Origin of the sequence: Brevibacillus sp. RS1.1 (genome assembly GCF_013284365.1) — a bacterium.
Classification (GTDB): domain Bacteria; phylum Bacillota; class Bacilli; order Brevibacillales; family Brevibacillaceae; genus Brevibacillus; species Brevibacillus brevis_D.
The window spans coordinates 1,259,385-1,284,353 of record NZ_JABSVA010000001.1; the positions used below are offsets into that span (position 1 = coordinate 1,259,385).

At 47.4% G+C, this 24,969-nt stretch carries 26 protein-coding genes and 3 tRNA genes; 4 read left to right on the forward strand and 25 right to left on the reverse strand.

From position 1 onward, the window contains the following. Positions 1-4: 4 nt before the first annotated feature. The 3 genes from fabD to HP570_RS05405 form a co-directional block, all read right to left on the reverse strand. Entirely contained in the window at positions 5-3,286 is a 3,282-nt protein-coding gene (fabD, locus tag HP570_RS05395; RefSeq protein WP_173625099.1) for an ACP S-malonyltransferase, read from the reverse strand. Between the two features lie 14 nt (positions 3,287-3,300). Then, positions 3,301-3,993, reverse strand: a complete 693-nt coding sequence (locus HP570_RS05400; RefSeq protein ID WP_142497698.1) for an MBL fold metallo-hydrolase — start codon at positions 3,991-3,993, stop codon at positions 3,301-3,303. A gap of 99 nt (positions 3,994-4,092) precedes the next feature. Next, positions 4,093-4,872 carry a 4'-phosphopantetheinyl transferase family protein gene (locus tag HP570_RS05405; protein ID WP_173625100.1) on the reverse strand — a complete coding sequence of 260 codons (780 nt, stop codon included), beginning with the start codon at positions 4,870-4,872 and terminating at the stop codon, positions 4,093-4,095. A 235-nt stretch (positions 4,873-5,107) separates the two neighbouring features. Here HP570_RS05405 and loaP point away from each other — a divergent pair, with 235 nt between their 5' ends. Then, complete coding sequence (gene loaP, locus HP570_RS05410; RefSeq protein WP_173604473.1) at positions 5,108-5,638, forward strand: antiterminator LoaP; 531 nt, start codon at positions 5,108-5,110, stop codon at positions 5,636-5,638. Positions 5,639-5,768: 130 nt separating this feature from the next. Here loaP and HP570_RS05415 read toward each other — a convergent pair whose 3' ends face one another. The 6 genes from HP570_RS05415 to HP570_RS05440 all read right to left on the reverse strand — a co-directional run bounded on the left by HP570_RS05415 (position 5,769) and on the right by HP570_RS05440 (position 9,479). Beyond that, positions 5,769-6,251 carry a hypothetical protein gene (locus HP570_RS05415; protein WP_173625101.1) on the reverse strand — a complete coding sequence of 161 codons (483 nt, stop codon included), beginning with the start codon at positions 6,249-6,251 and terminating at the stop codon, positions 5,769-5,771. A gap of 73 nt (positions 6,252-6,324) precedes the next feature. Next, the gene (locus tag HP570_RS05420) at positions 6,325-7,029 is read right to left on the reverse strand and encodes an MBL fold metallo-hydrolase (protein ID WP_173625102.1); all 705 of its coding nucleotides are present in this window, start codon (positions 7,027-7,029) and stop codon (positions 6,325-6,327) included. A gap of 7 nt (positions 7,030-7,036) precedes the next feature. Further along, positions 7,037-7,666 carry a TetR/AcrR family transcriptional regulator gene (locus HP570_RS05425; protein WP_173625103.1) on the reverse strand — a complete coding sequence of 210 codons (630 nt, stop codon included), beginning with the start codon at positions 7,664-7,666 and terminating at the stop codon, positions 7,037-7,039. 176 nt (positions 7,667-7,842) lie between these two features. After that, the gene (gene tpx, locus HP570_RS05430) at positions 7,843-8,364 is read right to left on the reverse strand and encodes a thiol peroxidase (protein ID WP_015892342.1); all 522 of its coding nucleotides are present in this window, start codon (positions 8,362-8,364) and stop codon (positions 7,843-7,845) included. Positions 8,365-8,453: 89 nt separating this feature from the next. Further along, positions 8,454-8,987 (reverse strand): hypothetical protein, encoded by a 534-nt coding sequence (locus tag HP570_RS05435; protein ID WP_173625104.1) that lies wholly within the window; start codon positions 8,985-8,987, stop codon positions 8,454-8,456. 45 nt (positions 8,988-9,032) lie between these two features. Next, positions 9,033-9,479, reverse strand: a complete 447-nt coding sequence (locus tag HP570_RS05440; protein ID WP_173625105.1) for a gamma-glutamylcyclotransferase family protein — start codon at positions 9,477-9,479, stop codon at positions 9,033-9,035. 112 nt (positions 9,480-9,591) lie between these two features. Between HP570_RS05440 and HP570_RS05445 the strand changes: the two genes are divergently transcribed. Beyond that, on the forward strand, positions 9,592-13,038 hold the full coding sequence (locus HP570_RS05445) for a pyruvate carboxylase (RefSeq protein ID WP_173625106.1): 3,447 nt from the start codon (positions 9,592-9,594) through the stop codon (positions 13,036-13,038). A 73-nt stretch (positions 13,039-13,111) separates the two neighbouring features. Then, on the forward strand, positions 13,112-13,798 hold the full coding sequence (locus tag HP570_RS05450) for a hypothetical protein (RefSeq protein ID WP_173625107.1): 687 nt from the start codon (positions 13,112-13,114) through the stop codon (positions 13,796-13,798). A gap of 68 nt (positions 13,799-13,866) precedes the next feature. On the opposite strand, the gene ytfJ is transcribed toward HP570_RS05450, so the two are convergent. The 13 genes from ytfJ to HP570_RS05515 form a co-directional block, all read right to left on the reverse strand. After that, positions 13,867-14,352: a GerW family sporulation protein gene (gene ytfJ / locus HP570_RS05455; protein WP_016742389.1), complete on the reverse strand. Its 486-nt coding sequence runs from the start codon at positions 14,350-14,352 to the stop codon at positions 13,867-13,869. A gap of 108 nt (positions 14,353-14,460) precedes the next feature. After that, positions 14,461-15,120, reverse strand: a complete 660-nt coding sequence (locus HP570_RS05460; protein WP_015892348.1) for a DUF2953 domain-containing protein — start codon at positions 15,118-15,120, stop codon at positions 14,461-14,463. Positions 15,121-15,186: 66 nt separating this feature from the next. After that, on the reverse strand, positions 15,187-16,155 hold the full coding sequence (locus HP570_RS05465) for an S-layer homology domain-containing protein (protein ID WP_173625108.1): 969 nt from the start codon (positions 16,153-16,155) through the stop codon (positions 15,187-15,189). A gap of 149 nt (positions 16,156-16,304) precedes the next feature. After that, a complete protein-coding gene (gene sleB / locus HP570_RS05470) occupies positions 16,305-16,952 on the reverse strand; it encodes a spore cortex-lytic enzyme (RefSeq protein WP_173625109.1) in 648 nt (215 codons plus the stop codon). Between the two features lie 94 nt (positions 16,953-17,046). After that, positions 17,047-17,397 (reverse strand): stage V sporulation protein AE, encoded by a 351-nt coding sequence (spoVAE, locus tag HP570_RS05475; RefSeq protein WP_015892351.1) that lies wholly within the window; start codon positions 17,395-17,397, stop codon positions 17,047-17,049. 4 nt (positions 17,398-17,401) lie between these two features. Further along, positions 17,402-18,418, reverse strand: coding sequence for a stage V sporulation protein AD (gene spoVAD, locus HP570_RS05480; RefSeq protein ID WP_015892352.1), 1,017 nt, complete (start codon positions 18,416-18,418; stop codon positions 17,402-17,404). A 3-nt stretch (positions 18,419-18,421) separates the two neighbouring features. After that, on the reverse strand, positions 18,422-18,895 hold the full coding sequence (gene spoVAC / locus HP570_RS05485) for a stage V sporulation protein AC (RefSeq protein ID WP_064203357.1): 474 nt from the start codon (positions 18,893-18,895) through the stop codon (positions 18,422-18,424). 18 nt (positions 18,896-18,913) lie between these two features. Then, on the reverse strand, positions 18,914-19,774 hold the full coding sequence (locus HP570_RS05490) for a DUF421 domain-containing protein (protein WP_064203356.1): 861 nt from the start codon (positions 19,772-19,774) through the stop codon (positions 18,914-18,916). A gap of 81 nt (positions 19,775-19,855) precedes the next feature. Next, a complete protein-coding gene (locus HP570_RS05495) occupies positions 19,856-20,062 on the reverse strand; it encodes a DUF1657 domain-containing protein (RefSeq protein WP_007717150.1) in 207 nt (68 codons plus the stop codon). 150 nt (positions 20,063-20,212) lie between these two features. Then, on the reverse strand, positions 20,213-20,419 hold the full coding sequence (locus HP570_RS05500; RefSeq protein ID WP_047068578.1) for an alpha/beta-type small acid-soluble spore protein: 207 nt from the start codon (positions 20,417-20,419) through the stop codon (positions 20,213-20,215). 79 nt (positions 20,420-20,498) lie between these two features. Continuing rightward, complete coding sequence (locus tag HP570_RS05505; protein ID WP_173625110.1) at positions 20,499-21,629, reverse strand: MGDG synthase family glycosyltransferase; 1,131 nt, start codon at positions 21,627-21,629, stop codon at positions 20,499-20,501. Continuing rightward, complete coding sequence (locus HP570_RS05510) at positions 21,629-22,213, reverse strand: YkoP family protein (RefSeq protein WP_015892356.1); 585 nt, start codon at positions 22,211-22,213, stop codon at positions 21,629-21,631. The genes HP570_RS05505 and HP570_RS05510 overlap by 1 nt, the downstream gene beginning before the upstream one ends. Positions 22,214-22,332: 119 nt before the next feature. Further along, positions 22,333-22,983: a TerC family protein gene (locus HP570_RS05515; RefSeq protein WP_015892357.1), complete on the reverse strand. Its 651-nt coding sequence runs from the start codon at positions 22,981-22,983 to the stop codon at positions 22,333-22,335. A gap of 213 nt (positions 22,984-23,196) precedes the next feature. Between HP570_RS05515 and HP570_RS05520 the strand changes: the two genes are divergently transcribed. Next, positions 23,197-24,363 carry a sensor histidine kinase gene (locus tag HP570_RS05520; protein ID WP_064203353.1) on the forward strand — a complete coding sequence of 389 codons (1,167 nt, stop codon included), beginning with the start codon at positions 23,197-23,199 and terminating at the stop codon, positions 24,361-24,363. Positions 24,364-24,658: 295 nt separating this feature from the next. On the opposite strand, the gene HP570_RS05525 is transcribed toward HP570_RS05520, so the two are convergent. From HP570_RS05525 to HP570_RS05535, 3 genes are all read right to left on the reverse strand, one after another. Further along, positions 24,659-24,732, reverse strand: a tRNA-Gly gene (locus HP570_RS05525). Between the two features lie 14 nt (positions 24,733-24,746). Next, a tRNA-Leu gene (locus HP570_RS05530) sits at positions 24,747-24,834 on the reverse strand. Between the two features lie 25 nt (positions 24,835-24,859). Then, a tRNA-Pro gene (locus HP570_RS05535) sits at positions 24,860-24,936 on the reverse strand. Positions 24,937-24,969: the final 33 nt, after the last annotated feature.

Sequence of the window (24,969 nt, forward strand, 5' to 3'; positions counted from 1 at the left end):
TCAGTCAATTGCCAACCAATTCGGAAATTCGGTGGTTCAACAGGGCTGCCGTTTCATTCAGCAGCATCTCTCCAATCTGATCGATATGACGGTTTCTCCAATGCTCCAGCTCCGTACCCAGCACCCATTGGTTGAATGCTCCGAGCGCAGGACCGCAATGAATCTGGTAATCTACCTTCTGTTCCTTGCTGCCCGTCATCGCCAACCGCGTCGAATAGGAGAAATACCACTTGAATATAAGGGCCATTTTATGCTTCGGATTACGCTCCGCCTTCTCGATTTCGGCAGGAGATTTGTGTGCTATAACTTCCTGATAGATTTCTTCAAAGGAGCGATGGAAAAACTTATCCTGAAGACGCTCCCTTGTCGGCTCGTCTATTTCTTCCAAGGCGTTGAAATGCCGGTACAGATCATACAATTTATTCGCTCTTGCGGGGAAAAACAGGCCCTTCTTTAAAACCTGTATCTTGGCGCCGATTTCAAACATATCGCCCGCCGGCGCATAATCGGTATCCTGCACATTCGCCTGCTGCAAAAGGTCTTTAGCAGCATCACTAGTCGCAGCCTCCACCGTGCATTGGTTAATGGAACCGGTCACAAGGAAATCCGCTCCTAGCAATATCGCGGCAGCCGCAGCCTCAGGAGTTCCGATCCCTCCGGCAGCACCTACGGAAATCTCGTTCGTATAACCATGTTCGCGTACCATATCGTCACGCAGCCTGATCAATGTCGGCATGAGCACATACGCGTTGCCTTGATCGGTATGTCCGCCCGAATCCGCTTCGACGCACAGATCGTCGGCAACTGGTACCATTTGCAGCAAGCGGCCTTCTTCCTGCGTGATTTTACCTTCTTGAACAAGCCTCTCAATGATCCGCTCCGGTGCTGGCCTTAGGAAGTTGGATGCGACCTCGGGTCTGGAAACCTTGGCGATAATTTTGTTTCGAATCTCCACCGTTCCGTCCGCTCTTCTAGTCAGTCCCTTCGCCCGATATTTAATGAGCGCGGGAGTCATCGTAATGAAGGAAGAAGCCTCTATTACGGTTATGCCGTACTTCAAGTAAAGATCGGCAACCGCTTCTTCGAGAGCCTGATTATCCGGATGGTGAAGAAAATTCATTCCATAGGGCTCACCGCCGCGTAACTGGCGCTGAATGTCCCGAATCGCTTCCTCGATTTGCGTAATCCTTAGTCCTCCGGAGCCAAAGAAACAGAGCATGCCGGCCTTTCCGGCTTTCACAACCATTTCAGCCGAGGAAATCCCCTTGTACATCGCGCCCAAAACATAGGCATATTTCAAACCATACCTTTCCTTGAACGCCGGGCTACCAAGCGAAGCTGCAGTGATCGTCTTCCGGGCGCTGGGCATGGAGACCGATTCCCTGTCAACGAACGGCAGGTCGTCCACTTGTTCGTTTGTGCTCGTTTCTTCCTCTACGAATAACGGAGAACTCGACTGCCGAATCTTCTCCGTCAGTTTTGTAAGCACATCCTTCGGCCCAACCTCCTCCAACAGCTCTACCTCTTTTCCCATTAAATAGCGAATGGTGTCTGTCCAATTGACGGAGCTTGTAATTTGCTCAGTCAAGTTGCGTTTGATTTCGTTGAACCGATACGGACGGGCAGACACGTTTGCGATGACAGGGATAACAGGCTCCCTGAAGATAAAGTTATTTAGAAATTGCTCGAATTCTTTCTTCGCTTCATTCATATACCGGGAATGGAATGCGCCACTGACATTAAGCGGAATGTACATCCCTGCCCCTGCCTGTTCAAAAATGCGCTGCGCCTCCATTATATGGTCTTTACGCCCCGACAAGACGGTTTGCACGGGCGAATTATAATTGGCAACGTCGATTTCCAAGTGTCCATTCCGGCGAATCATGTCTTCAACCTCTTGCGCCTGCATACCGATTACTGCCGCCATTCCTCCGCCTGTAGCCAGGGCCATCAGCTCGCCCCGCTTCTTAACAAGACGCAGTCCGGTTTCGAAATCGAAAACCTCTGCCGCAAACAGGGCGTTATACTCGCCCAAGCTATGACCGGCTACAAAGTCGGGACGTCTGCCTGTTTCCTTTCTTTTCTTCATATACATCAGAGCATTGACGGTGTATAAAAGCGGTTGGGTAAAGGCGGTGTTGCTCAGCTGATGCTTCGGATCGTTCAGGCATAGCTCCTTTACCGAATAACCAAGAATGGCATCCGCCTTTGCAGTCATATCCGGAAATTCATCAAAAAGTCCCTCCCCCATGCCAACGTGCTGCGAGCCTTGTCCTGGAAAAAGATATGCGATCATGGTTTCGTCTTTCCCTCCCGTAATCGAGTCATTTGGTCGTGCGATCGTTTGCTTGAGCTCATTCATTTTCTCAAAGTCAAAACCATATACCGTCAGAAGCCCGGCGCTTTCAGAGCTTGAATCGTCCTTAAAGAGACGTTTCGTGAAATTTGCGAGCACCCCTGAAGGGCTCAAATCCAAATAAACGGCCGGCTGTTCCCGCTCCATAGCAGTTACTGCTTCCCGAAACCTCATCGGCTGCCTAACCACATCCCAGAAGTATTCGTGCCTCAAAGCTTCAACCAATTCTCCAGTCATGCCGGACAAAAAAGGAACGGCCGGTTTCTGAAACGATAAAGTACGAAGATGACTCATAAACGCGTTTTCGGCTGGATCAATTCCCCTCGAATGAAACGCGTAGGAGACAGGAAGCCGAACGGAAGCAATGCCCTTATCCCTCAAATGCGTATGAATGCCGTCCAAGCCCACATTACCGCCAGCGATCACGAAATGCCCATCGTAGTTAACTCCTGCCAGCTCGGTGTTGTTATATAAGAGCGGGTTGTCCCGAAAGGTGCGCGGATCATCCAATACGGCCAGCATCCCCCCGCTTTCACAACTCATCTCAAAGATTTGAGCCTGTTTGATGACAGCAATGAGGGCCTGCTCCGGGTCTATAATATTGGAGACAGCGGCCGCGACAAATTCCCCGAGGCTGCTACCCAATACATAATCAGGAAAGATCCCGTGATGAAGCATCTCTTGTGCCAAGGCGTACTGCACCATAAAAAGAGCCGGATGAGTAAAAAGCGTTCTATCGAAAGGTTCTGCTTTCGAATGTAGAGGGTCATAGAGCAGTTGCATGATGGATCGGCCAACTAATGGTTCGGCAATTTGATCCAGCCGGGTCATCCATTTTTCGAATACATCTCCCTCAGCCAGGAGCGTCTCACCCATGTGATAATATTGGGAGCCTTGACCCGAGAACATAAACACGACTTTTTTCTCCATTTGTCCCCTCCGTTTTACTTTCGTCTCTCTCTCGCATCCAAGCCATAGCCTTGAGCATGACGCATACGGAACGAAATGAATTGCGCGCGATTCACAAGGTGAAAATAGATGTTGTTCTCCAATAAATACCAAAGCGGATATCCAGGCTCTTTCCCGTATGAATGTCCAGGATAGACTCTGGCGTAGATCGGCACGGTGTCTCGTATTTTTTGCAAGCTATCGAACATATCATCCGGATTTCCGCCGGTTGTATCGCATCTGCCGCAGCCTTCGATAAATAGCGTATCCCCTGTTATCAAACAACCGGATAAAAGATAACAGGCGCTTCCGGCAGTATGGCCCGGCGTAAGCATACAGGTAATCGTGGTGTTTCCCAGCGAAATGGTATCTAGATCGTTAAACGTATGTAAATGGGGCGCAGAAAAGGCGTAATACCGCGCTTCCTTCGCTGATATGTACACATTGGGCGCATATCGTACACTTAGCAATTCCACAAGATTGACGTGATCAAAATGGGAATGCGTTAACAAAATGGCATGCAGCTTCACGTCCAGCCCCTCGATCACCGTCAAAATTCGATCGAGTTCCCAAGAAGGATCTACAAGAGCAGCCAGCTTTGTCGCTTTATCGACGATTAAATAATTGTAATTGGACAATTCATTGAGATAGCTAGTAGAAATGGTATGGATCTGATAGGATTCGCTCATTGCAGCTAACTCTCCCTTCAGGAGCAAAACCCAAAACAAAAAGCCCCACTAAGTGGAGCTCATCCTTCCGAAGCATCATTTTTTCTATCAACACGGTTTTTATTTTATAGTTGCACTTTGTTTACGGCAGCCGCAATCGAATGCCAGAAAATGATTTTGCATTTCCAAGGGATCTAAATGCCACTCGCTTTTGCGAGGGGCTACGATTGACCAGACGTAACCGCAAGTCAGGTATGTTTTGGCGCTGTACTGTGGAAAATGCGTGAACGTACTCACATAAAACCCGTCGTAAGGCTGAATCGTTTCGATCTCTAGCAATTCGAACGGGATGGTAAGTCCAGTACGAAGCACCTTTGACAGCGCCTCTTTGCTGGACCACAACAACGTTAATAAGAATTCTTTGCTCCTAATAACAGTTGCGCCCCTCTCCATCTCCGCCACTGTCATTTGACTGGCCATTGTTTCGTTTCTTGACGGATTGATGGCTTCCACATCGATTCCCATTGGGCTCCCTTCTGGGAAAACAATAGCAGCTCCCATGCATTGGCAATGAGAAATGCTGACCGCTAATTTATCCGGGCTGCCGGTATGAAGAACTGGCTGTCCGAAGACTCCCCGGCTAATGGTTATCTTTGTTAAATCAGACCGGCTCATCATTGTCGAAGCCGCTCGTTTGGTAGCTATTCTGCCTAACAAATAATTTCTTTTTCCGACATGAAATGCCAATTTTTGACATTCTTCCATTTCGTCGAGGCCGAATATAAGCGGATCTATCCCAGGTTCCTTATCCTCGACGATATGAACGAAGCTTAGCCCAGCGTTCATGGTTAGATCGGGCCTATTCAACACGATGCATTTCTCGAACGAACGCCACTGCAAAAGATGACCACCACCCAAAAATGGACATGACGAGACATTTCGCGGCTATATAGCAGCAAAAAAAGCATCCAATATTCTGAATCCAAAGCAAACTAACGTGCCGCAACAACGATTAGTTCGTGCCGTCTGGGTCTATGTACAAAGATAGTTTAGTGAATTATAATCTAATTGTACCACAAAAGTCGAATCCTGTAAATTTTACTAGAATTATGTCACACTTTTGAGGAGGGAATTGATGAATTGGTATGCCCTTTATGTAGAGACCGGATACGAAGAACGAGTCGCCAAATTTCTTTCAGATAAATTCTCTTCTCGCCAATTAAGGGCCGTTGTACCGAAAAGAAGGCTTCCTGAACGAAAACAGGGTCTTATTACCCACCCATTAAAAATTATGTTTCCGGGTTATCTACTCATCCAAACGAATATGGACACGAAGACATACTACGACCTTAAAGAAACCCCTAGAACTTTCAGATTACTCAATAATAATAAGCAGATAAGACAACGATCAGATGGTTTACTGCAAGTGTCCGAAATCGAAGAAGCAGAAATCCGTCCGATTTTAAAAATGCTGGACACAGACGGGGTACTCGGATATTCAACCTTACTGATTACCGACTCCAAAATTACCGTCAAGAAAGGTCCCCTTGCCGGAAAAGAAGGAATCATAAAGAAAGTGAATCGGCGAAAGAAAAGAGCCAAAATTGTAATTGACTTTCTAGGAGACGAGAGAATGATTGACGTTGGAATTGAAATATTGGAATAAATATTCATAGAGCGTAGAAAGGCTGCCGAATCAATTGCCTGGCAGCCTCGTGAATGCAAAAAAGAGACATGGATCAGTAGCATCCATGCCTCTTTTTTATGTTAAGTTGTTTTCTTTGTTGTAGTTGTGTCTATCGGATGTTGTCTTTCACTTCGATAACAAATGCATGACCTGCATCGCCTTGCGTCCACTGACCACGAACATCGAACAAATACCAGCCCGGCTGTTCGGGTGCCTTCCACTGATTGCCGTTTTCCACTGCTTGCTCAACTTCATTGATACCGTTCCACTGTGTTACCTTGAGCGTATTTGCAGTTGGCTGCTGGGCAAAAGTGACGGTAAGCGTCGCCCCGGGCTTTACTTGCAGGGGTGCAGGCTTATGCTCTGCGATGAGTTCCGGGGGTGCTGCCGTATCCTTGCAGACCGACTCGCTATTATAACTCCAGCAGGAAGATGCGGGCACCGTCGCTGCTGTTTTTCCGCTCCATTCAATGACTGGCTGTGGTGGTTCCGCAAGCTGTGAAGTCCCTTGCGCCGACGATCCGTTCCCACACCCCGTCAGTAACAGTGTCGCTATTAGAATTAGTTGACCAAGTAATCCTACCTTTTTCATCCAATCACCTCAAACCTATGACGCGAGAAAAAGGGGATTCGTTTCATCCGACTTGGCTTAGTCAATCATTGCCCTATGATTGCCAAACACTCGTTGGAATCGAAAAAGAAGTAGAGACCTCTTTTAAATAATCATCGAGCTGTTCTACCGGATTCTCGATCGGTTTACCATGGCATACTTCCAAATGGCGTGGGCGCAATTGGCGGATGATCAAACTGCTTTTAAGTGCTTGCGCCATATCCGCCGTAAACATCGGCATGGGACGATGCAATCTGCCTTGTTTGGAAGTAAACAAATCTCCAGCCAAAAGCACTCCATCCTGTTCGTGATAATACACCACATGCCCCGGAGAATGACCAGGTGTCAAATAAGGTTGCAGTCCACCAATTGGAGCTACATTCCCTTCGGCATCCTCTGGCAAAGGCTGAGCCAAGCCAGGCTGGACGTTTACTTCCAGCTTTTTACGACGAGGATACAGCTCTTTTCCTTCCATATACGGAATCTCGATTCGATGGGCATAGACTGGTACGGATTCTGCTGCCGCGATTTTTTTTACGGCTCCAACATGATCCGAATGACCATGCGTCAGCAAAATCCGTTTGAGTGGTCCTGCATTCAGCTGCTTGATAAAAGTTAGAATCCGTTTCGTCATAAATGGCATTCCCGCATCGATAAGGGTAACACCATCCTCCTCCCTGACAATCCAGACCCGCAAAGGAATCAACAACCACGCTTTGATACACCAAATGTTCGCTGAGATTTGCTCTACTCTAATCATTCTCTCGTCACTCCCTGTTCATTATTTTTTGACTTCCTGCGAGAAAAACATCTACGGATAGTGCGAATGTAGGGGCTAGCCTTTCCATCAAGCTGTCCAATGGTTCTTCGGAATGTGTATACGTACCGACGATGCCATGCAGCGTGTAGAAATAAATCCGTGCATGGGCAAGCGCTTTTTCTTCCTCAATGTCACTTGGCAAGCATCGTCTTACAGCCTGCCTCAACAAATCAAACAATTGATTGCGCAGCGTTTGCAATTCTTTTTCCGGTTCCGCTACATCGATCCGAGTGGCTTTGATCATGAAGAACAAGGTATACATCGTTCGATTGCGCATGCAAAAGTGGATGAACTGACTGCTGATTTCACGCAAATTCTCTTCTGGTGTTCTTCCTTGTTTGGACAGTGTTTCTTCCATTTGTAGAGTCAAGCCTTGCAAAGGTTCCTTGGACAGATGATGAAGCAGTGCTTCTTTGTCCTTGAAATAAATATAGAGGGTTGTATGAGAACAGCCGGCTGCTTTGGCGATTTCTCTGATGGATACTGTATCAAAGCCTCGGGTAGCGAAAAGGTCTGCTGCCGCCGTCAAAATCGCCCGTTTCGTTTCTTCTGAGCGTATTTCTTGTTTGCTTGCCATGCGTGATATTCAGCTCCTTACTTTTCGGGAAATTTTATAACCATTGGTTAGTAACCGTTGGTTATAATATAACCACTGGTTACTAAACCGTCAAGATTATTTTTCCACTTGCTGCAAATAAAAAAAGCCCCCTTTTCGTCACTTGGACAAAAAGGGAGCTTCCTTATGAAAAATGCTTACTTCGCAGCTTGTGCAGCAGCAATCGCCGCTTCGTAGTTTGGATGCTCACCAGCTGCAGCCACATACTCAGCGTGTACAACCTTGTCGTTTGCATCGATTACGAATACAGCGCGAGACAAGAGACGGAATTCTTTGATCGCTACGCCATAAGCTGTACCGAAGCTCAGGTCTTTGTGGTCAGATACTGTTTTCACCTTGTCGATTCCAGCAGCACCGCACCAGCGGTTTTGCGCGAATGGCAGGTCAACGGAAACAGTCAGTACAGTAACGCCTTCCAATTTCGCAGCCTCTTCGTTGAAACGACGAGTTTGTGCATCGCACACGCCAGTGTCAATAGAAGGGATTACGGAGATGATGCGAACAGTGCCCTTGGAGTCTTCCAAAGTTACAGGGGACAGATCGCCACCTACTACAGTAAAGTTAGGAGCAGTATCTCCTACTTTGATTTCAGGACCGAGCAGTGTTACAGGACCACCTTTGAATACAAATGCGCCTTGACGCTCAACAGCAGTTGTCATGATTTCTTCCTCCTCACCAAATCTTTCAGTATGTACCTCAATTATCATACCCTATCATTCACTTTTTTTCACTATGCCAATAGTAGAAATTACAGATTCACTTGCACTTTTCCACTTCGCTTGGCTTGTACCACGGCGATTCGCTTCACTTCATGCTCATACTCCCAATCCGTTTTCGCATTCAGCTCATGACAGCGCATCAGCGCGTGATAGAGAGCAAAAGCGAAGGTAACCTGCTTCATTTCGTACCGTGTTCCATGTGCTTTCGGCAATGCCGTATTGATAATCTCAATTTGATACGTGGCTTTTTCCCGCTTGTCCCTGACTGGCACGATATACCCCATACGCTTTAAGACATGGCCGTAATCGAATTCCCCTTCATCGTCAAAATCAAAGGTGTAGTCCGATGTTGCCAAATACTCCAGCAAGGTCCCCATATCCAGCGTTTCGAAGCAAGCAGGCTGTGGCATGGACAAAACTGAGCCGTCATTGTTTACAAAATAAATATGGTCACGATAATGAAAGATCAGTTCATCTTCTGGAACTTCGTCGGGAAACATCCAGTAATTTTGCGGAATCAGGTAACGCCAGATTTGTGCAGGTTCACAATGGAGTAATTCCATGGCAGGGCTCCCTCCTTTTCCCTACCAGTTTTGGCAAAACTAGCACTAGCTATTCGTCAGCTCCTGCATGTAGCGTCGCCAATTCCCATGCGAAATGTGCACCCCTGTTTGCTTGACCAGGTCTTGATCCAAATAACGATAAACATAGACGCTTACGACCTGATCTGTTCCTTCCATAGTCGCTGGCACGATGATCCGTTCGTATTCATTGCGCGGATCACTCTCGCCATAGTACGTCTCCAGCTCGTCCAGTCCTGCTAGTGCTTGCTCGTACACGTCGGGGGCAAACATGACGACCTCCCCTACGACCTCCTGCTCTCCTTTCAGCAATCCCGGATAGCCTGCCGGCAAATGATAAATCTCACCCTGAATCGTCGCAGGTGTTGCCTCATGCTTATACGGTTTCACGTAAATCCGATGATTCCCAAAGCCCGCTAAAAGCGTGCCGTACACAAATACAGGCAGCTTATCGTTTACATTGTTCACCTTCATCCATCCTCCTGTGATCGAAAAAAGTGTGTCTTGTGTCGAGAAAATTTTGTATATTTGTTCTATATATAATTTTAAATACGTCTTTTTTCCGAGACGTTAGGGGGAGAGAATAATGAAAAAGAGAAAAATCAATCGCCTACTGGTAGCAAACCGCGGTGAGATCGCCATTCGGATCTTTCGTGCAGCAACGGAGCTCGGCATACGTACGGTAGCCGTCTACTCCGAGCAGGACAACGTTTCTATCCATCGCTTCAAGGCTGACGAGTCTTACTTGGTCGGAGCGGGAAAAGGGCCTATTGAGGCTTACCTCGATATCGAAAGTATCATCGAAATTGCCAAGCGCAACGATATCGATGCCATTCACCCGGGCTACGGATTTCTTGCTGAAAATGCTGATTTTGCAAAGCGCTGCCAAGAGGAAGGCATTATTTTCATTGGACCATCCCCTGAGCTGATCGACAAATTCGGGGACAAGGTAGAAGCCCGTCGTCTTGCGATTGAAGCGGGAATCCCAGTCATTCCAGGCACTCCGGAGCCAATCGAAACACTCCAAGAGGCGCTTCTCTTTGCCAAAGAATACGGCTACCCCATCATTATTAAAGGCGTATCTGGCGGCGGAGGCCGTGGCATGCGTATCGTCCGCAGTCAGGAGGAATTACAAGATTCGTTAGATCGTGCCCGTTCCGAGGCCCGCTCTTCCTTCGGCAATGCCAAGGTGTATTTGGAGCGATACTTGGAACAGCCCAAACACATCGAGGTCCAAATTCTCGGTGACAACCACGGAAACATCGTCCATCTGTATGAGCGCGATTGCTCTGTTCAACGGCGCCATCAAAAAGTCGTCGAAGTAGCACCGAGCCTATCGTTGGATGACAAGCTGCGTGAAAATATTTGCCAGGCTGCTCTCACTCTCATGAAAAAAGCTGGTTATTCGAACGCAGGGACTGTCGAGTTTTTGTTAACGCCGGACAAGCGTTTTTATTTTATAGAAGTCAACCCACGCATTCAGGTAGAGCATACCATCACGGAGCTCATCACTGGCATCGACATTGTTCAGTCGCAGATTCGCGTAGCCGAGGGCCATCCCCTCTCCGATGAGGAGATTGGCATCCGATCCCAGAGTGATATCCAGATGAGTGGTTTTGCCATCCAATGCCGCGTCACGACAGAAGACGCTGAAAACAACTTCCTGCCAGATGCCGGTCGCTTGTCCGCCTGGCGTTCCGGTGGAGGCTTCGGCGTAAGGCTGGATGGAGGCAATGGTTATCCGGGCGCGATCATCACACCGTTCTATGACTCGCTACTGGTCAAAATTTCCACGTATGGCACGAGCTTCGATCAAGCGGCTCGCAAAATGCTGCGAACTTTGCGTGAGTTCCGTATTCGTGGCGTGAAAACGAACCTGCCGTTTTTGGAAAATGTTGTGACACATCCTGATTTTTTGAGTGGCAACTACGATACGTCGTTTATTGACACCAAACCAGAGCTGTTCATCTTCCCTGGCCGTCAAGACCGGGGTACCAAATTACTATCTTATATCGGAGACACGATTGTCAACGGATATCCTGGTCTCCAGAAATCGGAGAAAAAGCCGCACTTCGACTCGCCTCGCATCCCGCGGACACCATTTACCCAGCCATATCCGGACGGCACGAAGCAAATTCTGGACAAAGAAGGTGCCGACGGTCTGGTACGCTGGATTCAGGCGCAGAAACAGGTGCTCGTCACAGACACGACATTCCGCGATGCCCACCAGTCTTTGTTTGCTACGCGTGTGCGCACCTACGATCTCGCCTCCATTGCAGAGGCGACAGGAAAGCTCGGTTCTGGCCTTTTCTCGCTGGAGATGTGGGGCGGTGCCACTTTTGACACGACCATGCGCTTTTTGCAGGAATCTCCCTGGGAGCGGCTACAAATTCTCCGCCAGCGCATACCGAATGTCCTGTTCCAAATGCTTTTGCGCGGAGCAAATGGCGTAGGCTACACCAACTACCCGGATAATGTGATTCACTCCTTCGTCAAAGCATCTGCCGAAAATGGCATTGATGTCTTCCGGATCTTTGACAGCCTGAACTGGCTTCCTGGAATGCAAACAGCCATTGAAGCCGTTCGTGAATCTGGCAAGGTAGCCGAAGCAGCGATTTGCTACACCGGAGATATTCTCGACCCGACCAAGACCAAGTACAGCTTGGCCTACTATGTCAATCTGGCAAAAGAATTGGAAAAAGCAGGTGCCCATATTCTCGCGATCAAGGATATGGCCGGTCTTTTGAAGCCGTATGCTGCTTATTCGCTCGTCTCTGCCTTAAAACAAGAAATCAGCATTCCGATCCATCTGCACACTCACGATACGTCTGGAAACGCTGGAGCCATGCTTCTGAAAGCGATCGAAGCAGGCGTGGATATCGTCGATGCTTGCGTCAGCTCCATGTCTGGACTCACTTCCCAGCCAAGCTTGAACGGGTTGATCGCAACCCTTGCCCATACGGAGCGTGAGACGGGTTTATCTCTTGAATCGTTCAACAAGCTGTCTGATTACTGGGAAGATGTACGTCCGTACTACCAAGGCTTTGAAAGCGGCATGAAGGCGAGCAACACGGAGGTATACGTTCACGAAATGCCAGGCGGACAATATACCAATCTGGAGCAGCAAGCCAAAGCCGTTGGTCTGGAAGGCCGTTGGGACGAAGTGAAGCAGATGTATGCTGTGGTCAATCACATGTGTGGTGACATTGTAAAAGTGACCCCTTCTTCCAAGGTCGTCGGGGATATGGCGCTGTTCATGGTCCAAAACAACTTGAATGAGGAAAACATTTGGGAGAAAGGAACACGCCTCGACTTTCCGGATTCCGTCATTCAATTTTTCCAAGGGTATCTTGGCCAACCGCCAGGCGGATTCCCGAAGGAGCTACAGGAACTCGTGCTAAAAGGCCGCGATGCCTTTACTACACGTCCTGGCGAATTGCTCGCACCCATTGACTTTACGCAAGTTGCTACTGAGCTGGAAGCAAAAATCGGACGTGAGCCCAGTCATTTAGACATCCTGTCCTATATCATGTATCCGCAGGTTTATTTGCAATTTGAACAACGCCTGAAGGAATACGGCGACCTGTCCGTTTTGGATACAGGAACGTTTTTCTACGGATTGCGTCCAGGTGAAGAAACTGCCATTACGATCGAGCGCGGTAAAACACTGATTATCAAGCTGGTCGCAGTCGGAGAGCTTCATCCAGATGGCCGTCGCATCATCTATTTTGAATTGAACGGACAGCCACGTGAAATCTTCATCCGTGACCAATCCGCAAAAGTCTCTGAACTGATCCGCCGAAAAGCAGAAGCGCAAAACCCTGCCCACCTCGGTGCCTCTATGCCAGGAAAAGTGCTCAAGGTGCTTGTAGCAGAAGGTGACAAGGTGCGTAAAGGCGAGCATCTTTTGGTGAGTGAAGCGATGAAAATGGAGACGACGATTCAGGCCCCACTCGACGGAAAAATTAAAGCCGTCTATGTGAAAGCAGGTGAAGCCATTCAAACTGGCGATCTGCTCATTGAAATGGAGTAGGCATCGTCTATAATAGGAGATAGTAAATTGTCCCTGGGGATTCATTCCATTTGCTTGTGAGGAGGTGACCGACATGAAAACGAATCGAGTCAGCCATGTTCCATTTACGCAGCGGGTAGGCCGCTATCATTCCCATATGCTTCAGGCAAAATTAAGCACGCCAGTGAATCCGATTCTCAGTTTTAATTTGCAGCCGTATTACACTCGCCAGCAGCAATGGACAACGGAGCTGTCTGATTCCTTATCGCGTCTATACCGGTTTTCCTCAGATTTGGAGAAGAGTGCTCGCGAATTTATTGCTGCGGGAAAAGATGACGAGGCTGGAACTGACATTGAGCGATTACAGGAGCGCACACACTCGCTAGTAAGTAAATACAATCGTCTGCAGCTGTTGCTTGCCGAAAAAACAAATACGTTGACGACGCAAAAGCTGGATGCATTCGCTCAAGTGGCAAAAGACGAAGAGGAAAAACTCCAAACGTTTGGAATCAAGCTGTTACCAGACGGACAATTGGAAATGGACGATGAGAAATGGCTGGAGGCCGTACAGACCAGCGATGTGGACTATACAACTACAATGGAGCGTGTAGCCCAAGCATTCAGAGCAAGTACATTGGGATTGCAAAGCAAACCCCTTGGCTCCTTTTCACGTTACTACGAAGAAGCGATGGCCCTCCATCCTTATATCGCCTCATCCAGCTCTAGCCTTCATTACCAACATGCTGCGAAGACAGGCTTGTATGTAAACGAACGCTGGTAATGCTGCCATACGCCTCTTATTGAAAAAACAGGTATGCCCTTATGGAGCATACCTGTTTTGTGTTTGTTTTACTTTCGATCCATGAGGTCTTCCAAATCTTGTTCTTCTGCTCCGGCAATAATCGTCGTATTGGAATAAACAGGAGTATCATCCGATTTGGTAAACATCCCCTGAACCTTATCCACGATTTGCGGAACAGAATCCAAAATCCGGTCGTAGAGATGGGTCGTATTTTCGAGCGGAATCGAACGAATTCCTTGTTTGCCAACGACCAAGAAAGCTACAGGTGTGATGGAAACACCGCCCCCACTCCCCCCACCAAATGGGTTACCAGTATGTTCATGCTGTTGAGTGTGTTGGTGCCCATTATGATGGTGATCGTATTGGAACTCACTACCCCCAGCCGCGAAACCAAATCCTACCTTGGAGATCGGAAGAATGACACTACCATCAGGTGTCTCAACAGGATCACCAATGATTGTATTCACGTCCACCATTTGCTTGAGATTTTCCATCGCTGTTCTCATGAGGCCTTGAATCGGGTGGTCTGCCATATTTGTCGCTCCTCCTTCCTATCTGTTTCATGTTTTATCATTCCCCCAACAAATCCGGAGCATGTACCCTGTACAAAGGAATAAATATGTTTGGTACCACATTTATTTTTAGGCACGCGTCGGTGCAGCTTGCCATTTTCGCTGCTTACTTTTTCGAATCCGCAGAAAAACTTTCAACGCGTAGAAAACGAACTGCCCCAAATAAAAATGCAACACCGCTTGAACTTTCGTATGTAGAAGTGCTTGGTTCCAGACAGGCTGTACACTCATGGCCGGCATCGTCTGTAAGGAGATGGAGTGGGAGAGGATTCCTACAATCAGGCTTTTCACACCCCAGATCAGTCCTGTCAGCGCCCCTGTTTCAGCCGCCTGACCTGTGCCTAACAACGTATGCCATTCTAATTTCGTACAACGAACTTGTTTGAACAGGTCTTTTAGCAAAGGCAGCAAGTCACGAACTCTTTCCAGCACATCCCGATAATTCCGGTACCATTTTTTCACTTGCCTGCGCGTAAAATCCTTGACCTTTTCCCGAAGCTTGCTTCCATGCTGGATTGTTTCCACCTTTGCGACAAGCTCAGGCCCAGCTTCTGTCATTTTCAAAAGGAGAATGGGTATTTCGTATTTCCTGCGAATGATACCCCAAGCTGCTATCGTAATTTCCAATTGATCATCTTCGCCCTCGCGACTGTAAAAACACGTCAATTTTATTGGCGTGATCACTAGTAGGACAAATAAACCAAGCAATCCTAACAACACCCATACCATGAAAAAATCCCACCCCTTCCACGTTAGTATGAGTGGAAAGAGAAGGAAATATGTTCAGCATTTTTATTAATCAAGCACGTATACTTTTACGCCTTTTTGCAGGCCATGATTTTCAGCTTCGTTCAATGTCGGAAGATACAGATCCACATGGCGTTGCTTAACCGCACCACCGATATCAGCTGCCACTGCATAGCCGTAACCATCGATGTACAGGTGTTTACCAAGCGGAATGACATTTGGATCAACCGCTACAACACCTTCGCGCAGTGGATACTCTAAATACGACAGGATCTTGTCGTTCGTATAGCTGTAAGCAGTCGTCTGTACCGTTAATTCCTGGCGAAAAGGTGTTCCGTTTGCGAGGGCTTTTGTCGTTTTCGGCTTACCCGGAAGCAAGTCAAGGGCCGCGTATGTGGCTGCTTCGGCTCTCGTCATATACTTGTTCGGTTTTAATGTACCGTCCTCATAGGCACTCATTAACCCGTTTTCCATGGCGTAAACGAGTGGGCGTTGCTCTTTCTCGTTTACATTGCTCCCATCCGCGTATTGGTTCAATGTCTGGATCGTCGTAGACCACTTCAAATTATTGACTACTCCGCTGTCCCCCATCGTTCTTACCAGAATAGAGGCGAGCTCTGCTCTTTTTACAGGAGCATCCGGATGTAAGTACAGGTAATTCCCCTGCTTTTGCCCATGGACAATTCCCAGTCGATAGGCCGTTTCGGCATAGGACGACAGCCAGCTGTTTGCCGGTACGTCCGCAAAGGATGATTGCTTGTTACCAAGAGGTTCAATTCCTTTGGCATTCACAAACATCGTAAGCAGTTCACCCAATGTCACGTTGTCATCAGGTCGAAAATATTCGTTTTGACCAATTACGTTGGCTATGTATAGTTGATTGATTTGTTGTTCTGCCCAATGGCCGCTAATGTCTACATAAGGTGTTTCGTTCATGTGAGTTGTTTCTGCCTCGACAACTGGTGTACCTATGAGAATAAAGGCTACCAGCGAGGCAAGGATCATCCGTTTCTTCATCATCAACCTCCATGGGGAAATATGCGAATCCTTTCGTATCATTTTATCGAACTATTTTGCAAAAACAATGAACAATAGTTTCCAATTAAAAGGAAAGCCCTCGAACAGCATCATGACAAAGACTGTTTCAAGGGCTGCATGAACAATGGTTACACGGCAAAAATGTGTTTGCCGATCTTCTTCACTTGTGTACGGGACCAAATCCAATCGGAGGTCGCTGTAACAGGGTTAAAGTAGTAAAGAGAATGGTTGCTTGGGTCCCATCCTCGCACGGCATCCCAAGCTGCCCGGTAAGCAGTCTTGTTAGGAGTCATCCAGAATTGTCCATCATCTACAGCGGTAAACGCTAATGGCTCAAAGATGACACCCGCAAGCGTATCGGGGAAGTTTTTGGACTGAACACGGTTCAACGCGACCGCAGCTACTGCTACTTGGCCCTCATAAGGTTCTCCGCGTGCTTCCGAATAAACCAGCTGCGCCAGCATCTGCATTTCCGCTTTATTTACCGACACTTTCTTGAGAACGCGCCATGTATTTGGACCAGTGATACCGTCAATCTGTAATCCGTATGCTTTTTGAAACTGTCTGACGGCCTTTGTTGTATTCGCTCCGTAAATGCCATCCAATTTGTCATTGTAATAACCCAGCATCTGCAAGCGATACTGCAAATCCCATACATCCCCGTTCACACTACCACGCTGAATCTGTGTAGCTGCCAGGGAGTCGGCCGGGAAAATAAACGCTACAGCCATAAAGGCAGCAAGCAAGGTTGTTACTACTTTCTTGCTCCACCACATAAATTGTACCCTCCTTTACCCAACCCATTCTACAAGTTGGCGAAAGTAGGTTCAATTCAATTATTTTGGCACAAGTGGAAACATGTACCTGCCTCTATCCTTTCGGTCGGAACATGACTGCCATGATAAATCCGAAGACGATGGCAGCTGAAATACCCGCACTCGTCACTTCAAAAATGCCAGTAATGATGCCAATGACTCCATGCTTCTCCGCTTCCGCCATTGCCCCGTGCACGAGTGCATTTCCAAAGCTCGTGATTGGTACTGTTGCTCCTGCTCCAGCAAAATTAACCAGTGGCTCGTATAGACCGAATCCGTCTAGCACTGCCCCTGTGACAACAAGAGAGGACATCGTATGGGCAGGTGTGAGCTTGACGACATCCATGAGAAATTGACCGATTAAGCAAATCGTTCCTCCTACGAGAAACGCCCACAAAAACATCATGGTATCACTCTCCAAGTTGCTCCGACTCAACAGCAACGGCATGCGCGATGCAAGGAATGCTTTCTCCCTGCTGGAAGGTCAATGGAGATAAGAGGGCTCCCGTCGCAACCAGCAAGATCCGCTTCCACTCTCCTTGCTTCATCCGCCGTAGTAGATGCCCGTAGGTCACTGTAGCGATACAGCCACATCCGCTCCCCCCCGACCACACATTCGGATTTTCTCCATAAATGAGTTTCCCACAATCGACATAACGCTCTAGTGGGATATGCATGTGATGCTTGGGCAGTAGCTCAGATAAAATGGCATGGCCCGTTCGTCCTAAATCGCCTGTTACGATCAAATCATAATGGTCGTGAGGGAGCTGAAAGTCACGGAAATGCGACTCAATCGTGGATAATGCGGCTGGTGCCATCGCTGCTCCCATATTGAATGGGTCTGTCAATCCCATATCGACTACATGCCCGATGGTAGCTCCCGCAATCCGCAGCCCCTTACCTTGACTGGCTACAACAGCAGCCCCTGCTCCCGTCACTGTCCATTGTGCCGTAGGGGGCTTCTGGGAGCCGTACTCTGTTGGATACCGATATTGCTTTTCCGCAGCCCCATTGTGACTGGAGGTAGCAGCCAAGACGTAATCAGCAGCTTGACTATTCACCATGAGAGCAGCCAGGGCCAAGCCTTCCATCGCTGTTGAGCACGCACCGAAAATCCCCAGGAACGGTATCGAAAGCGTCCGGGCCGAAAAGCTCGCAGATATGATCTGGTTCATTAAATCCCCGGCAAGCATAAAGTTTATTTGCTCTTTTGTGAGACCCGCTTTCTCCACCGCTTTCGAGCACGCTTCTTCCAGCAGGACTTTCTCCGCTTTTTCCCAGCTGTCTTGTCCAATCATCAAGTCACCGTGCAGGATATCAAAGTCTTCGGCTAACGGTCCCTTAGCCTCAAAAGGCCCACCAATCGCAGCGTGCCCGAGAATGACAGGTTTTAAAGGAAAGACCCAAGACTGATGACCTTGGCGCATCCGTCAGCCTCCCATCGTAAACAATGTTTTGATCAAGCCAATGACAAATGCCGCCGCCACTCCAAACACAATCACTGACCCCGCGAGCTTGAACATGTTACCGCCGACCCCCAGCACAAATCCTTCGCTACGATGCTCAATGGCCGCAGATGCAATCGAGTTGGCAAAACCTGTAACTGGCACACTCGTACCTGCCCCAGCCCATTGGGCAATCCGGTCATATAGTCCTAGACCGGTCAACAGAGCAGAAAGAAGGATCAAGACAGCTACTGTAGGATTCCCAGCGGTTTTCTCCGTAAAATCGAAGTAGTGAATGAACATTTCTTGTATCCCTTGCCCGATCATACAAATGCCCCCACCCACTAAGAATGCCCGGGTAAAATTGCGCAATAGCGGTCGCGGAGGCTCGTGCGTCTTTGCCAATTGCTGATATTCTTGCTGGACTGGGGTCAGCTTTTTCTTTTTTTGGTCTGCCATGTCTCACTCACTCCTTTTTTACCGTATCATGAACGGTTTTACTTGATCGATAATCTGTTGGAGCCGTTCCGAATCGGTTTGGTAGGTACGCTTCATTTGTTCATTTTTTGTATTGAGTGCATACAGCTCCAAATCCGCCTGACATTTTTTCAATGTAGCAAAAGCCAGCTTCATCGCTTGGGCCCCAGGAACCATCAGTTTATCGTCATAGAGGTCGAGATAGAGGTCTCCCCCTTTGTCTACTTGGCCGAGGAAAACATTTTCCAAAGCCACTCCAGCTTTTTGCAGCTCCGTGCGAACCCATCTGCGATTTAGACCTGCTGTTGCTAGCGGCTCGTCCATGATCATCCCATCCATAATGACCACTTGATTCTCTTCCGAAGGAGCCACTGTCAATTCAAGGTGTTTGGGAGTTACCGGCTGACTCTCTGATTTTAAGAGGACACTGACTTCCCCGCTTGTTTCCATCAATGCAAACTCCACATCGGCTACTCGGAACACGTTTTTGATTCGTAATTGTTCCATCAAGTCTTCCGCAGTCAAACGTTCCTTTTTCAGATTGTCTTCCAAAATCTTGCCTTCCTTGATGAGAACCGTTGATTTCCCTTCAAATAGATCGCGGAGAAACTTGCTCTTGAGGGAAAGCCACTCCATTAAATAAGGAAAAAGCGCAAATACCCCCATGCCAATTAAACTATGGTAGACCGGCCCATCCATTTCGGTTGCCATAAAGGCCGCAATCGAACCGATGCTGATACCGACGATATATTCGATATATGTAAGTTGCTTGATTTGCCTTTTTCCAATGATCTTTGTCAATAGAAATAAGTAAGCAACAGCGCCTATTGAGCGCAAAAGGATTATTGACCAATCAGGCATAAGCCACCTCCATCACCTGAGGTGATTTTTATAGAGAGTAAAACCAAGAGAGAGGAAGTCCCTCTCCCTTTCCCAAACTTCCTAGAATCCCTTAAACTGCGGTTCTTCCTTTTCCAGCTCCGTTACACGCTGCTGGAGGTTATCTACGATGGATTGCGTTTGCTCTGCTGCTTGCGAATACAGTTGCTTCGCTTTCTTGTTTTGCGTGCTAAGAGCAAACGTTTCAAAATCTGCTTGTGCGCCTTTCAAGCTTGCAAGCGTTTGTTTCACTTGTGCTCCTACTGTCATATCCACTCACCTCCTAACACATATAGAATCCGCCTCTACCCATTATTTATGCGGCGATCTGCTCCATCTTCATCTGTCAATAATTTCCCTCTTCTTGGAAAAATAAAAAGAGAGACACCATAGGCGCCTCCCTTCATCCAGCTTATGAGATTAGCCACGTCCAGCCAATTGTTGCTCAGCAAAGGAGACAAGACGTTTTGTAATCTCTCCTCCAACTGAACCGTTTTGACGGGAAGTGGTGTCTGCTCCGAGTTGAACGCCGAATTCGGATGCAATTTCGTATTTCAGTTGATCCAGAGCTTGGTTTGCTTGAGGAACCAGCAAGTTGTTACGAGATCCACTGTTGTTGTTAGCCATCTATATCACCTCCTCATCGTTGGTAAGTTTAATATGTGTGAAGTTTTGCTTGTTCATGCGCCCTTTTTTTCTTCCAATTTTAGTCTGTTAATTGAAGAAGGGTGTGGGCAATTTGGTAAACCGCGTCTGGTCTCCCCAGCTTGTCCAAATTTCCTGCAAAAGCATCTCTTTTTTCGGGCTGACGCCATGACCTGATGATTTCTTTGATTTCTACCGGTGTTTCAGCCAAGATCGCTGCTTGTTGCTTAAGTAAAAAGGAACAATTATGCTTTTCTTGTCCGGGCAATGGGTGGAACAAAATCAGCGGTGTCTTAAGAGCAAGTGACTCCGCGCACGTAATGCCACCAGGCTTCGTTATATAGGCGTCAGCCGCTCCAATCCACTGCCACATTTGCGGCTCAAACCCTTTCAATAGAAAGCGATGGCCATTGCTCTTGGTACTAAGCAAGTTCGCCAGTCTTTTGTACAGGCTTGCATTCTTCCCTGTGACGACTACGATCTGCAATGGTTGCTCTTCCAACATCAACTCTCGTACAACCTGTCCCACGCCACCATAACCGCCTTCTCCCCCACCAATTAGTACTGTGAATTGATCTGGAACAAGTCCAAGTTGTTTTTTCCAAGCCGCTTTGTCGGTAAGGAGCGCTGTAGTAAAAGCTGGCCGAACTGGAATGCCATAAACATGGATTTTTTCAGGAGAAATCCCATAGCGATCGATTAAAATTTGCGCAATTTGCTCGTGTGCCACCATGTACGCATCAATTTCTGGATGAACCCAAAATCGATTAATATGGAAGTCCGTGGGTACACAAACGAGCTGGAAAGGCTTGGGCACCCTTCTCTTCGCTTCTGCCAATGCGGACAAGCAGTACGCATGCGTAGCGATAACGACATCCGGCTTCTCTTCTAGCAAAAGTTGATTGGTTAATCTAGCGGATAGCCACCATCCCAATGCTTTGGTCAATGCACTGCCCAGCATTTCTTCCTGTTCATAGATGCGTTGCCACACAGGTTGACCGTAGCGCAACATACTGCGATAAAAAAAATGAGAGAGCACACGTAAGCCTGGACTGGCGGTTTTCAGTCCTCCCACCACTCGAGCCGATCGTGCCCCCTCCTTTTCCAGTAAAACTTCTTGCAGAGCCTCGGCAGCCATCCGGTGACCACTCCCTGCCCATTCCTCTGTCACTAACAGAAACCTCTTTGCCATTAGTAGGACTCTCCTAGAGGCTGCTTGCCATCAGCATATCGATTGAGTAAAAATTCCTTGGACATATAAACACGCTTTAGGGGCATTTCATAATTCCATGATTGCAATCGCCGCTTTCCATTGGGATGCACGATTCTGAGCATGAGACGCAAGTACCATCGCTTGTATCGAAAAAACCAGGTCATAGGCACATCAGAAATCGAGAAGCCCAAAGGTGTTATCCCTTTATGCAGCATGGTCGTTCCCACTATCCCTTTTATTTGATCTTTATTTTCCATCGAATCCAGGAATGTGGCTAGCTTCGGCAATGATTGGAGGATATGTCTTCGCAAAAGAAGAGCCACGCGTAGCTCATCCTTCACTCCTTTGCACAGGGTAGCAAAGTAATAATTGTGTATATGTAGCTTTAAAATCAAATCCCCATCATGAATGATGCAATTATCGGTAGTAACGAGTGGCTCTCCCCGATAGCGTAAAACAACGACCCGAAATATATTGTTCCCTTTCTCAATATAAGTAAGTCTGGTGCAGCGCTGATAGATTTCATCCCAGTATCCCCATAGCATCAAGAGGCTTGTATTCATTTCGAAAAAGTTCCTTTCCCGCTATGTTTTCATTCAGCTGGATGTGACCACTTACATTCCGCAAAACGGTCATGACCTTTGTTGTAGTATGCCCAAGAATGCACTATCCTTTTCACCTTTTACGTCCTTTTCATCCGCCCCCAAAACATGACCACTACGGCAGCAAATACAGGCAACCACATATGGTTGAGAAGCAAAGGATTCACCCACTTCCAGACATACGGATCCTCCAGACACATATCCACTGCTGTAAAGGTAAGAATTCCGCCGCCAATGATGACCATACTGGGAAAACGATTCATCATGCGAGCGATCCACACACTTCCCCACATTAATAACGGAATACTCATCGCTAACCCCAGCAAAACTAACCATAAATCGCCATGCGCTGCTCCACCAACTGCCAAAACATTGTCCAAACTCATGACAAAATCTGCTACTATGATGGTCCTGACTGCCTGACCAATTGTCTGATTATGCGATACGTCTGTGAGCTCTTCATTCTCACCCAGCATCAGCTTACACGCGATCCACAGCAATAAGATTCCCCCGATCGCCTTCACGAGAGGAATATCCAACATCCAGGTAGTCATTCCCGTTAATACAATTCGCAGGAGGATTGCACCCAATGTTCCATATAAAATTGCCCTTCTTCTCTCCTGTTGAGGGAGTCCGCGGCAGGCCATACCTATGACCACTGCATTGTCACTGCTTAATACCAGATCGATCATGAAGATGTGTACAAGACCCAGCCAAAAATACTCGCCCATCCCTGCCTCCCTGGTCCAATAAAGTTCGTCCATTCTACTTTATGCGACTGGAATCGGACTCATGATTGAATATTTTTCCGAAAAAAGGCGGTTTTCAGCGGATTTTGTAGATAAAAACTTCCGAAAAAAATGCATTTTATTGCGAAATCAGGCTAATTATACCTTGTCTAAATTAGGCATTTTCCCTTACGATTTTAGTGGGGTGGATAAGAGATGGTGGAGACCGTGACGCTAAACCTTTATGATGTTTCAAGGAAGATTTTAGACTTAACACCAAGCATCACCACAATATGGCTGCAAGAAATTGTTCGCAGCATGGAAATTCCCGTGACCATTCCTCGCGATTTTGCAGAAAAACGAACAGTGCTCTTGGCTCGCTATCTGGTTGAGGATGTAGATCATGACATGCAGACTTGGGCATTAGATATGGGAGAGTGGCTTCGTTCTCAGGAATTCCCCTTCTCCTCCATTTTGCGCACATATCAATTGTACCGGAATGTATTCTGGCGGGTTCTCCAACCGGAATTACAGAGATGGTCCCTCTCCTCACAAGAAATGCACTATTTGGAAAGCCAACTGGGCAAGGCCATGGATGAAAGTGTATTCTGGGCTGTTTATCACTTTGAACAAATGATAAATAAAGAGCTAGTCCAGAAAGAAGAAACGATCTCCTATTTGCATAACGACAAACTGACCATGCTCGGAAAAATTGCCGCTAATATGGCTCATGAGCTGCGCAATCCGTTGTGCGCCATTGAAGGGTTCTTGAAGCTGATCGGCGAGTCTACACAGGAACAGGCCCAGCTTCAGACGTATATCCAAGTCGTCATGCATGAGTTTGAGAATTTACATCGGCAACTGACCGGATTCCTCAGCTTTTCCAAAAAACCAATTCTCGATGAAATTTTTAAAACCGTTCAAGTAGAAGAACTGCTTGAAGAAGTAGAGATGCTGATTACCCCTCGCCTCGTGGGAGAAAACATACGTTTTGAAAAACAAATCCACCCCTGCTTACTCGCATGTTATGAAGAAGGCTTGAAGCAAGTTGTCGTCAATCTATTAAACAATGCCATTGACGCCGTGCAAAATCGTACAGACAAGTATATTCATGTCATCTCCACTTCTTCAGATGGTTGGCTCTATTTGAGTGTGGAAAACAACGGCGAAAGGATTTCACCCGAGATCGTGGAAAATCTCTTCCAACCATTCTTTACGACTAAACAAAATGGGACGGGTATTGGCTTGTCCATCTGTAAAAATATTATCGAAAAGCATCAAGGCACGATCCATTGTGATTCCAATGAAAAACGCACACGCTTTATCGTTTCTCTGCCGATTGCAAATGCCCAGGAAGTTGGCCCGCGAATGGAAGCTCGCTAGGTCGCTCTCTTTTGTATCACGCAAAAAAGCCCCCTGACAACGCAGGAGGCAAGGCAAGAGATCCGTTACCAATTATTTCATCGGTAAGCGACCTTAGTTTTACTGTACACGAAAACATATGTTGCTACCATAGAAAACGTCAGACAGCTTTCGACAAACATTTATACCTGTATTGAACAAAGGCTTATCTATTCAGCTATTGGATAAGCCTTCATACTTTTGTCTCAAGTAAAAATAGTTCTGCTTTCCTAAAAGCAAAAAAAACAGAGAACCTATTGGCTCTCTGCTTTATGTATGGAGCGGGTGATGGGAATCGAACCCACGCGACCAGCTTGGAAGGCTGGAGTTCTACCATTGAACTACACCCGCATCAAAATAAATGCTGGTGCCGAGGACCGGACTTGAACCGGTACGGGAGAAACTCCCGACAGATTTTAAGTCTGTTGCGTCTGCCCATTCCGCCACCCCGGCAAACCTGTAAAACGTGGGCAAATCATGGTCGGGAAGACAGGATTCGAACCTGCGACCCCTTGGTCCCAAGCCAAGTACTCTACCAAGCTGAGCTACTTCCCGACAAATTATTATCTTCACTTTTGTAGTAAAGAA

Excerpts from the sequence above, each read along its gene's own strand:
- loaP (WP_173604473.1), top strand. The coding sequence starts at position 5,108 with ATGAATTGGTATGCCCTTTATGTAGAGACCGGATACGAAGAACGAGTC.
- HP570_RS05465 (WP_173625108.1), bottom strand. The coding sequence starts at position 16,155 with ATGAAGAAACGGATGATCCTTGCCTCGCTGGTAGCCTTTATTCTCATA.
- tpx (WP_015892342.1), bottom strand. The coding sequence starts at position 8,364 with ATGACAACTGCTGTTGAGCGTCAAGGCGCATTTGTATTCAAAGGTGGT.
- HP570_RS05500 (WP_047068578.1), bottom strand. The coding sequence starts at position 20,419 with ATGGCTAACAACAACAGTGGATCTCGTAACAACTTGCTGGTTCCTCAA.
- HP570_RS05460 (WP_015892348.1), bottom strand. The coding sequence starts at position 15,120 with ATGGTATGGGTGTTGTTAGGATTGCTTGGTTTATTTGTCCTACTAGTG.
- spoVAC (WP_064203357.1), bottom strand. The coding sequence starts at position 18,895 with ATGGCAGACCAAAAAAAGAAAAAGCTGACCCCAGTCCAGCAAGAATAT.
- HP570_RS05440 (WP_173625105.1), bottom strand. The coding sequence starts at position 9,479 with ATGAAGGTGAACAATGTAAACGATAAGCTGCCTGTATTTGTGTACGGC.
- HP570_RS05425 (WP_173625103.1), bottom strand. The coding sequence starts at position 7,666 with ATGGCAAGCAAACAAGAAATACGCTCAGAAGAAACGAAACGGGCGATT.
- fabD (WP_173625099.1), bottom strand. The coding sequence starts at position 3,286 with ATGGAGAAAAAAGTCGTGTTTATGTTCTCGGGTCAAGGCTCCCAATAT.
- HP570_RS05520 (WP_064203353.1), top strand. The coding sequence starts at position 23,197 with ATGGTGGAGACCGTGACGCTAAACCTTTATGATGTTTCAAGGAAGATT.
- HP570_RS05400 (WP_142497698.1), bottom strand. The coding sequence starts at position 3,993 with ATGAGCGAATCCTATCAGATCCATACCATTTCTACTAGCTATCTCAAT.
- HP570_RS05420 (WP_173625102.1), bottom strand. The coding sequence starts at position 7,029 with ATGATTAGAGTAGAGCAAATCTCAGCGAACATTTGGTGTATCAAAGCG.
- HP570_RS05515 (WP_015892357.1), bottom strand. The coding sequence starts at position 22,983 with ATGGGCGAGTATTTTTGGCTGGGTCTTGTACACATCTTCATGATCGAT.
- HP570_RS05415 (WP_173625101.1), bottom strand. The coding sequence starts at position 6,251 with ATGAAAAAGGTAGGATTACTTGGTCAACTAATTCTAATAGCGACACTG.
- HP570_RS05510 (WP_015892356.1), bottom strand. The coding sequence starts at position 22,213 with ATGAATACAAGCCTCTTGATGCTATGGGGATACTGGGATGAAATCTAT.
- sleB (WP_173625109.1), bottom strand. The coding sequence starts at position 16,952 with ATGTGGTGGAGCAAGAAAGTAGTAACAACCTTGCTTGCTGCCTTTATG.
- HP570_RS05450 (WP_173625107.1), top strand. The coding sequence starts at position 13,112 with ATGAAAACGAATCGAGTCAGCCATGTTCCATTTACGCAGCGGGTAGGC.
- HP570_RS05445 (WP_173625106.1), top strand. The coding sequence starts at position 9,592 with ATGAAAAAGAGAAAAATCAATCGCCTACTGGTAGCAAACCGCGGTGAG.
- HP570_RS05505 (WP_173625110.1), bottom strand. The coding sequence starts at position 21,629 with ATGGCAAAGAGGTTTCTGTTAGTGACAGAGGAATGGGCAGGGAGTGGT.
- ytfJ (WP_016742389.1), bottom strand. The coding sequence starts at position 14,352 with ATGGCAGACCACCCGATTCAAGGCCTCATGAGAACAGCGATGGAAAAT.
- spoVAD (WP_015892352.1), bottom strand. The coding sequence starts at position 18,418 with ATGCGCCAAGGTCATCAGTCTTGGGTCTTTCCTTTAAAACCTGTCATT.
- HP570_RS05495 (WP_007717150.1), bottom strand. The coding sequence starts at position 20,062 with ATGACAGTAGGAGCACAAGTGAAACAAACGCTTGCAAGCTTGAAAGGC.
- HP570_RS05435 (WP_173625104.1), bottom strand. The coding sequence starts at position 8,987 with ATGGAATTACTCCATTGTGAACCTGCACAAATCTGGCGTTACCTGATT.
- HP570_RS05490 (WP_064203356.1), bottom strand. The coding sequence starts at position 19,774 with ATGCCTGATTGGTCAATAATCCTTTTGCGCTCAATAGGCGCTGTTGCT.
- spoVAE (WP_015892351.1), bottom strand. The coding sequence starts at position 17,397 with ATGATGTTTTTGTGGGCGTTTCTCGTAGGAGGAACGATTTGCTTAATC.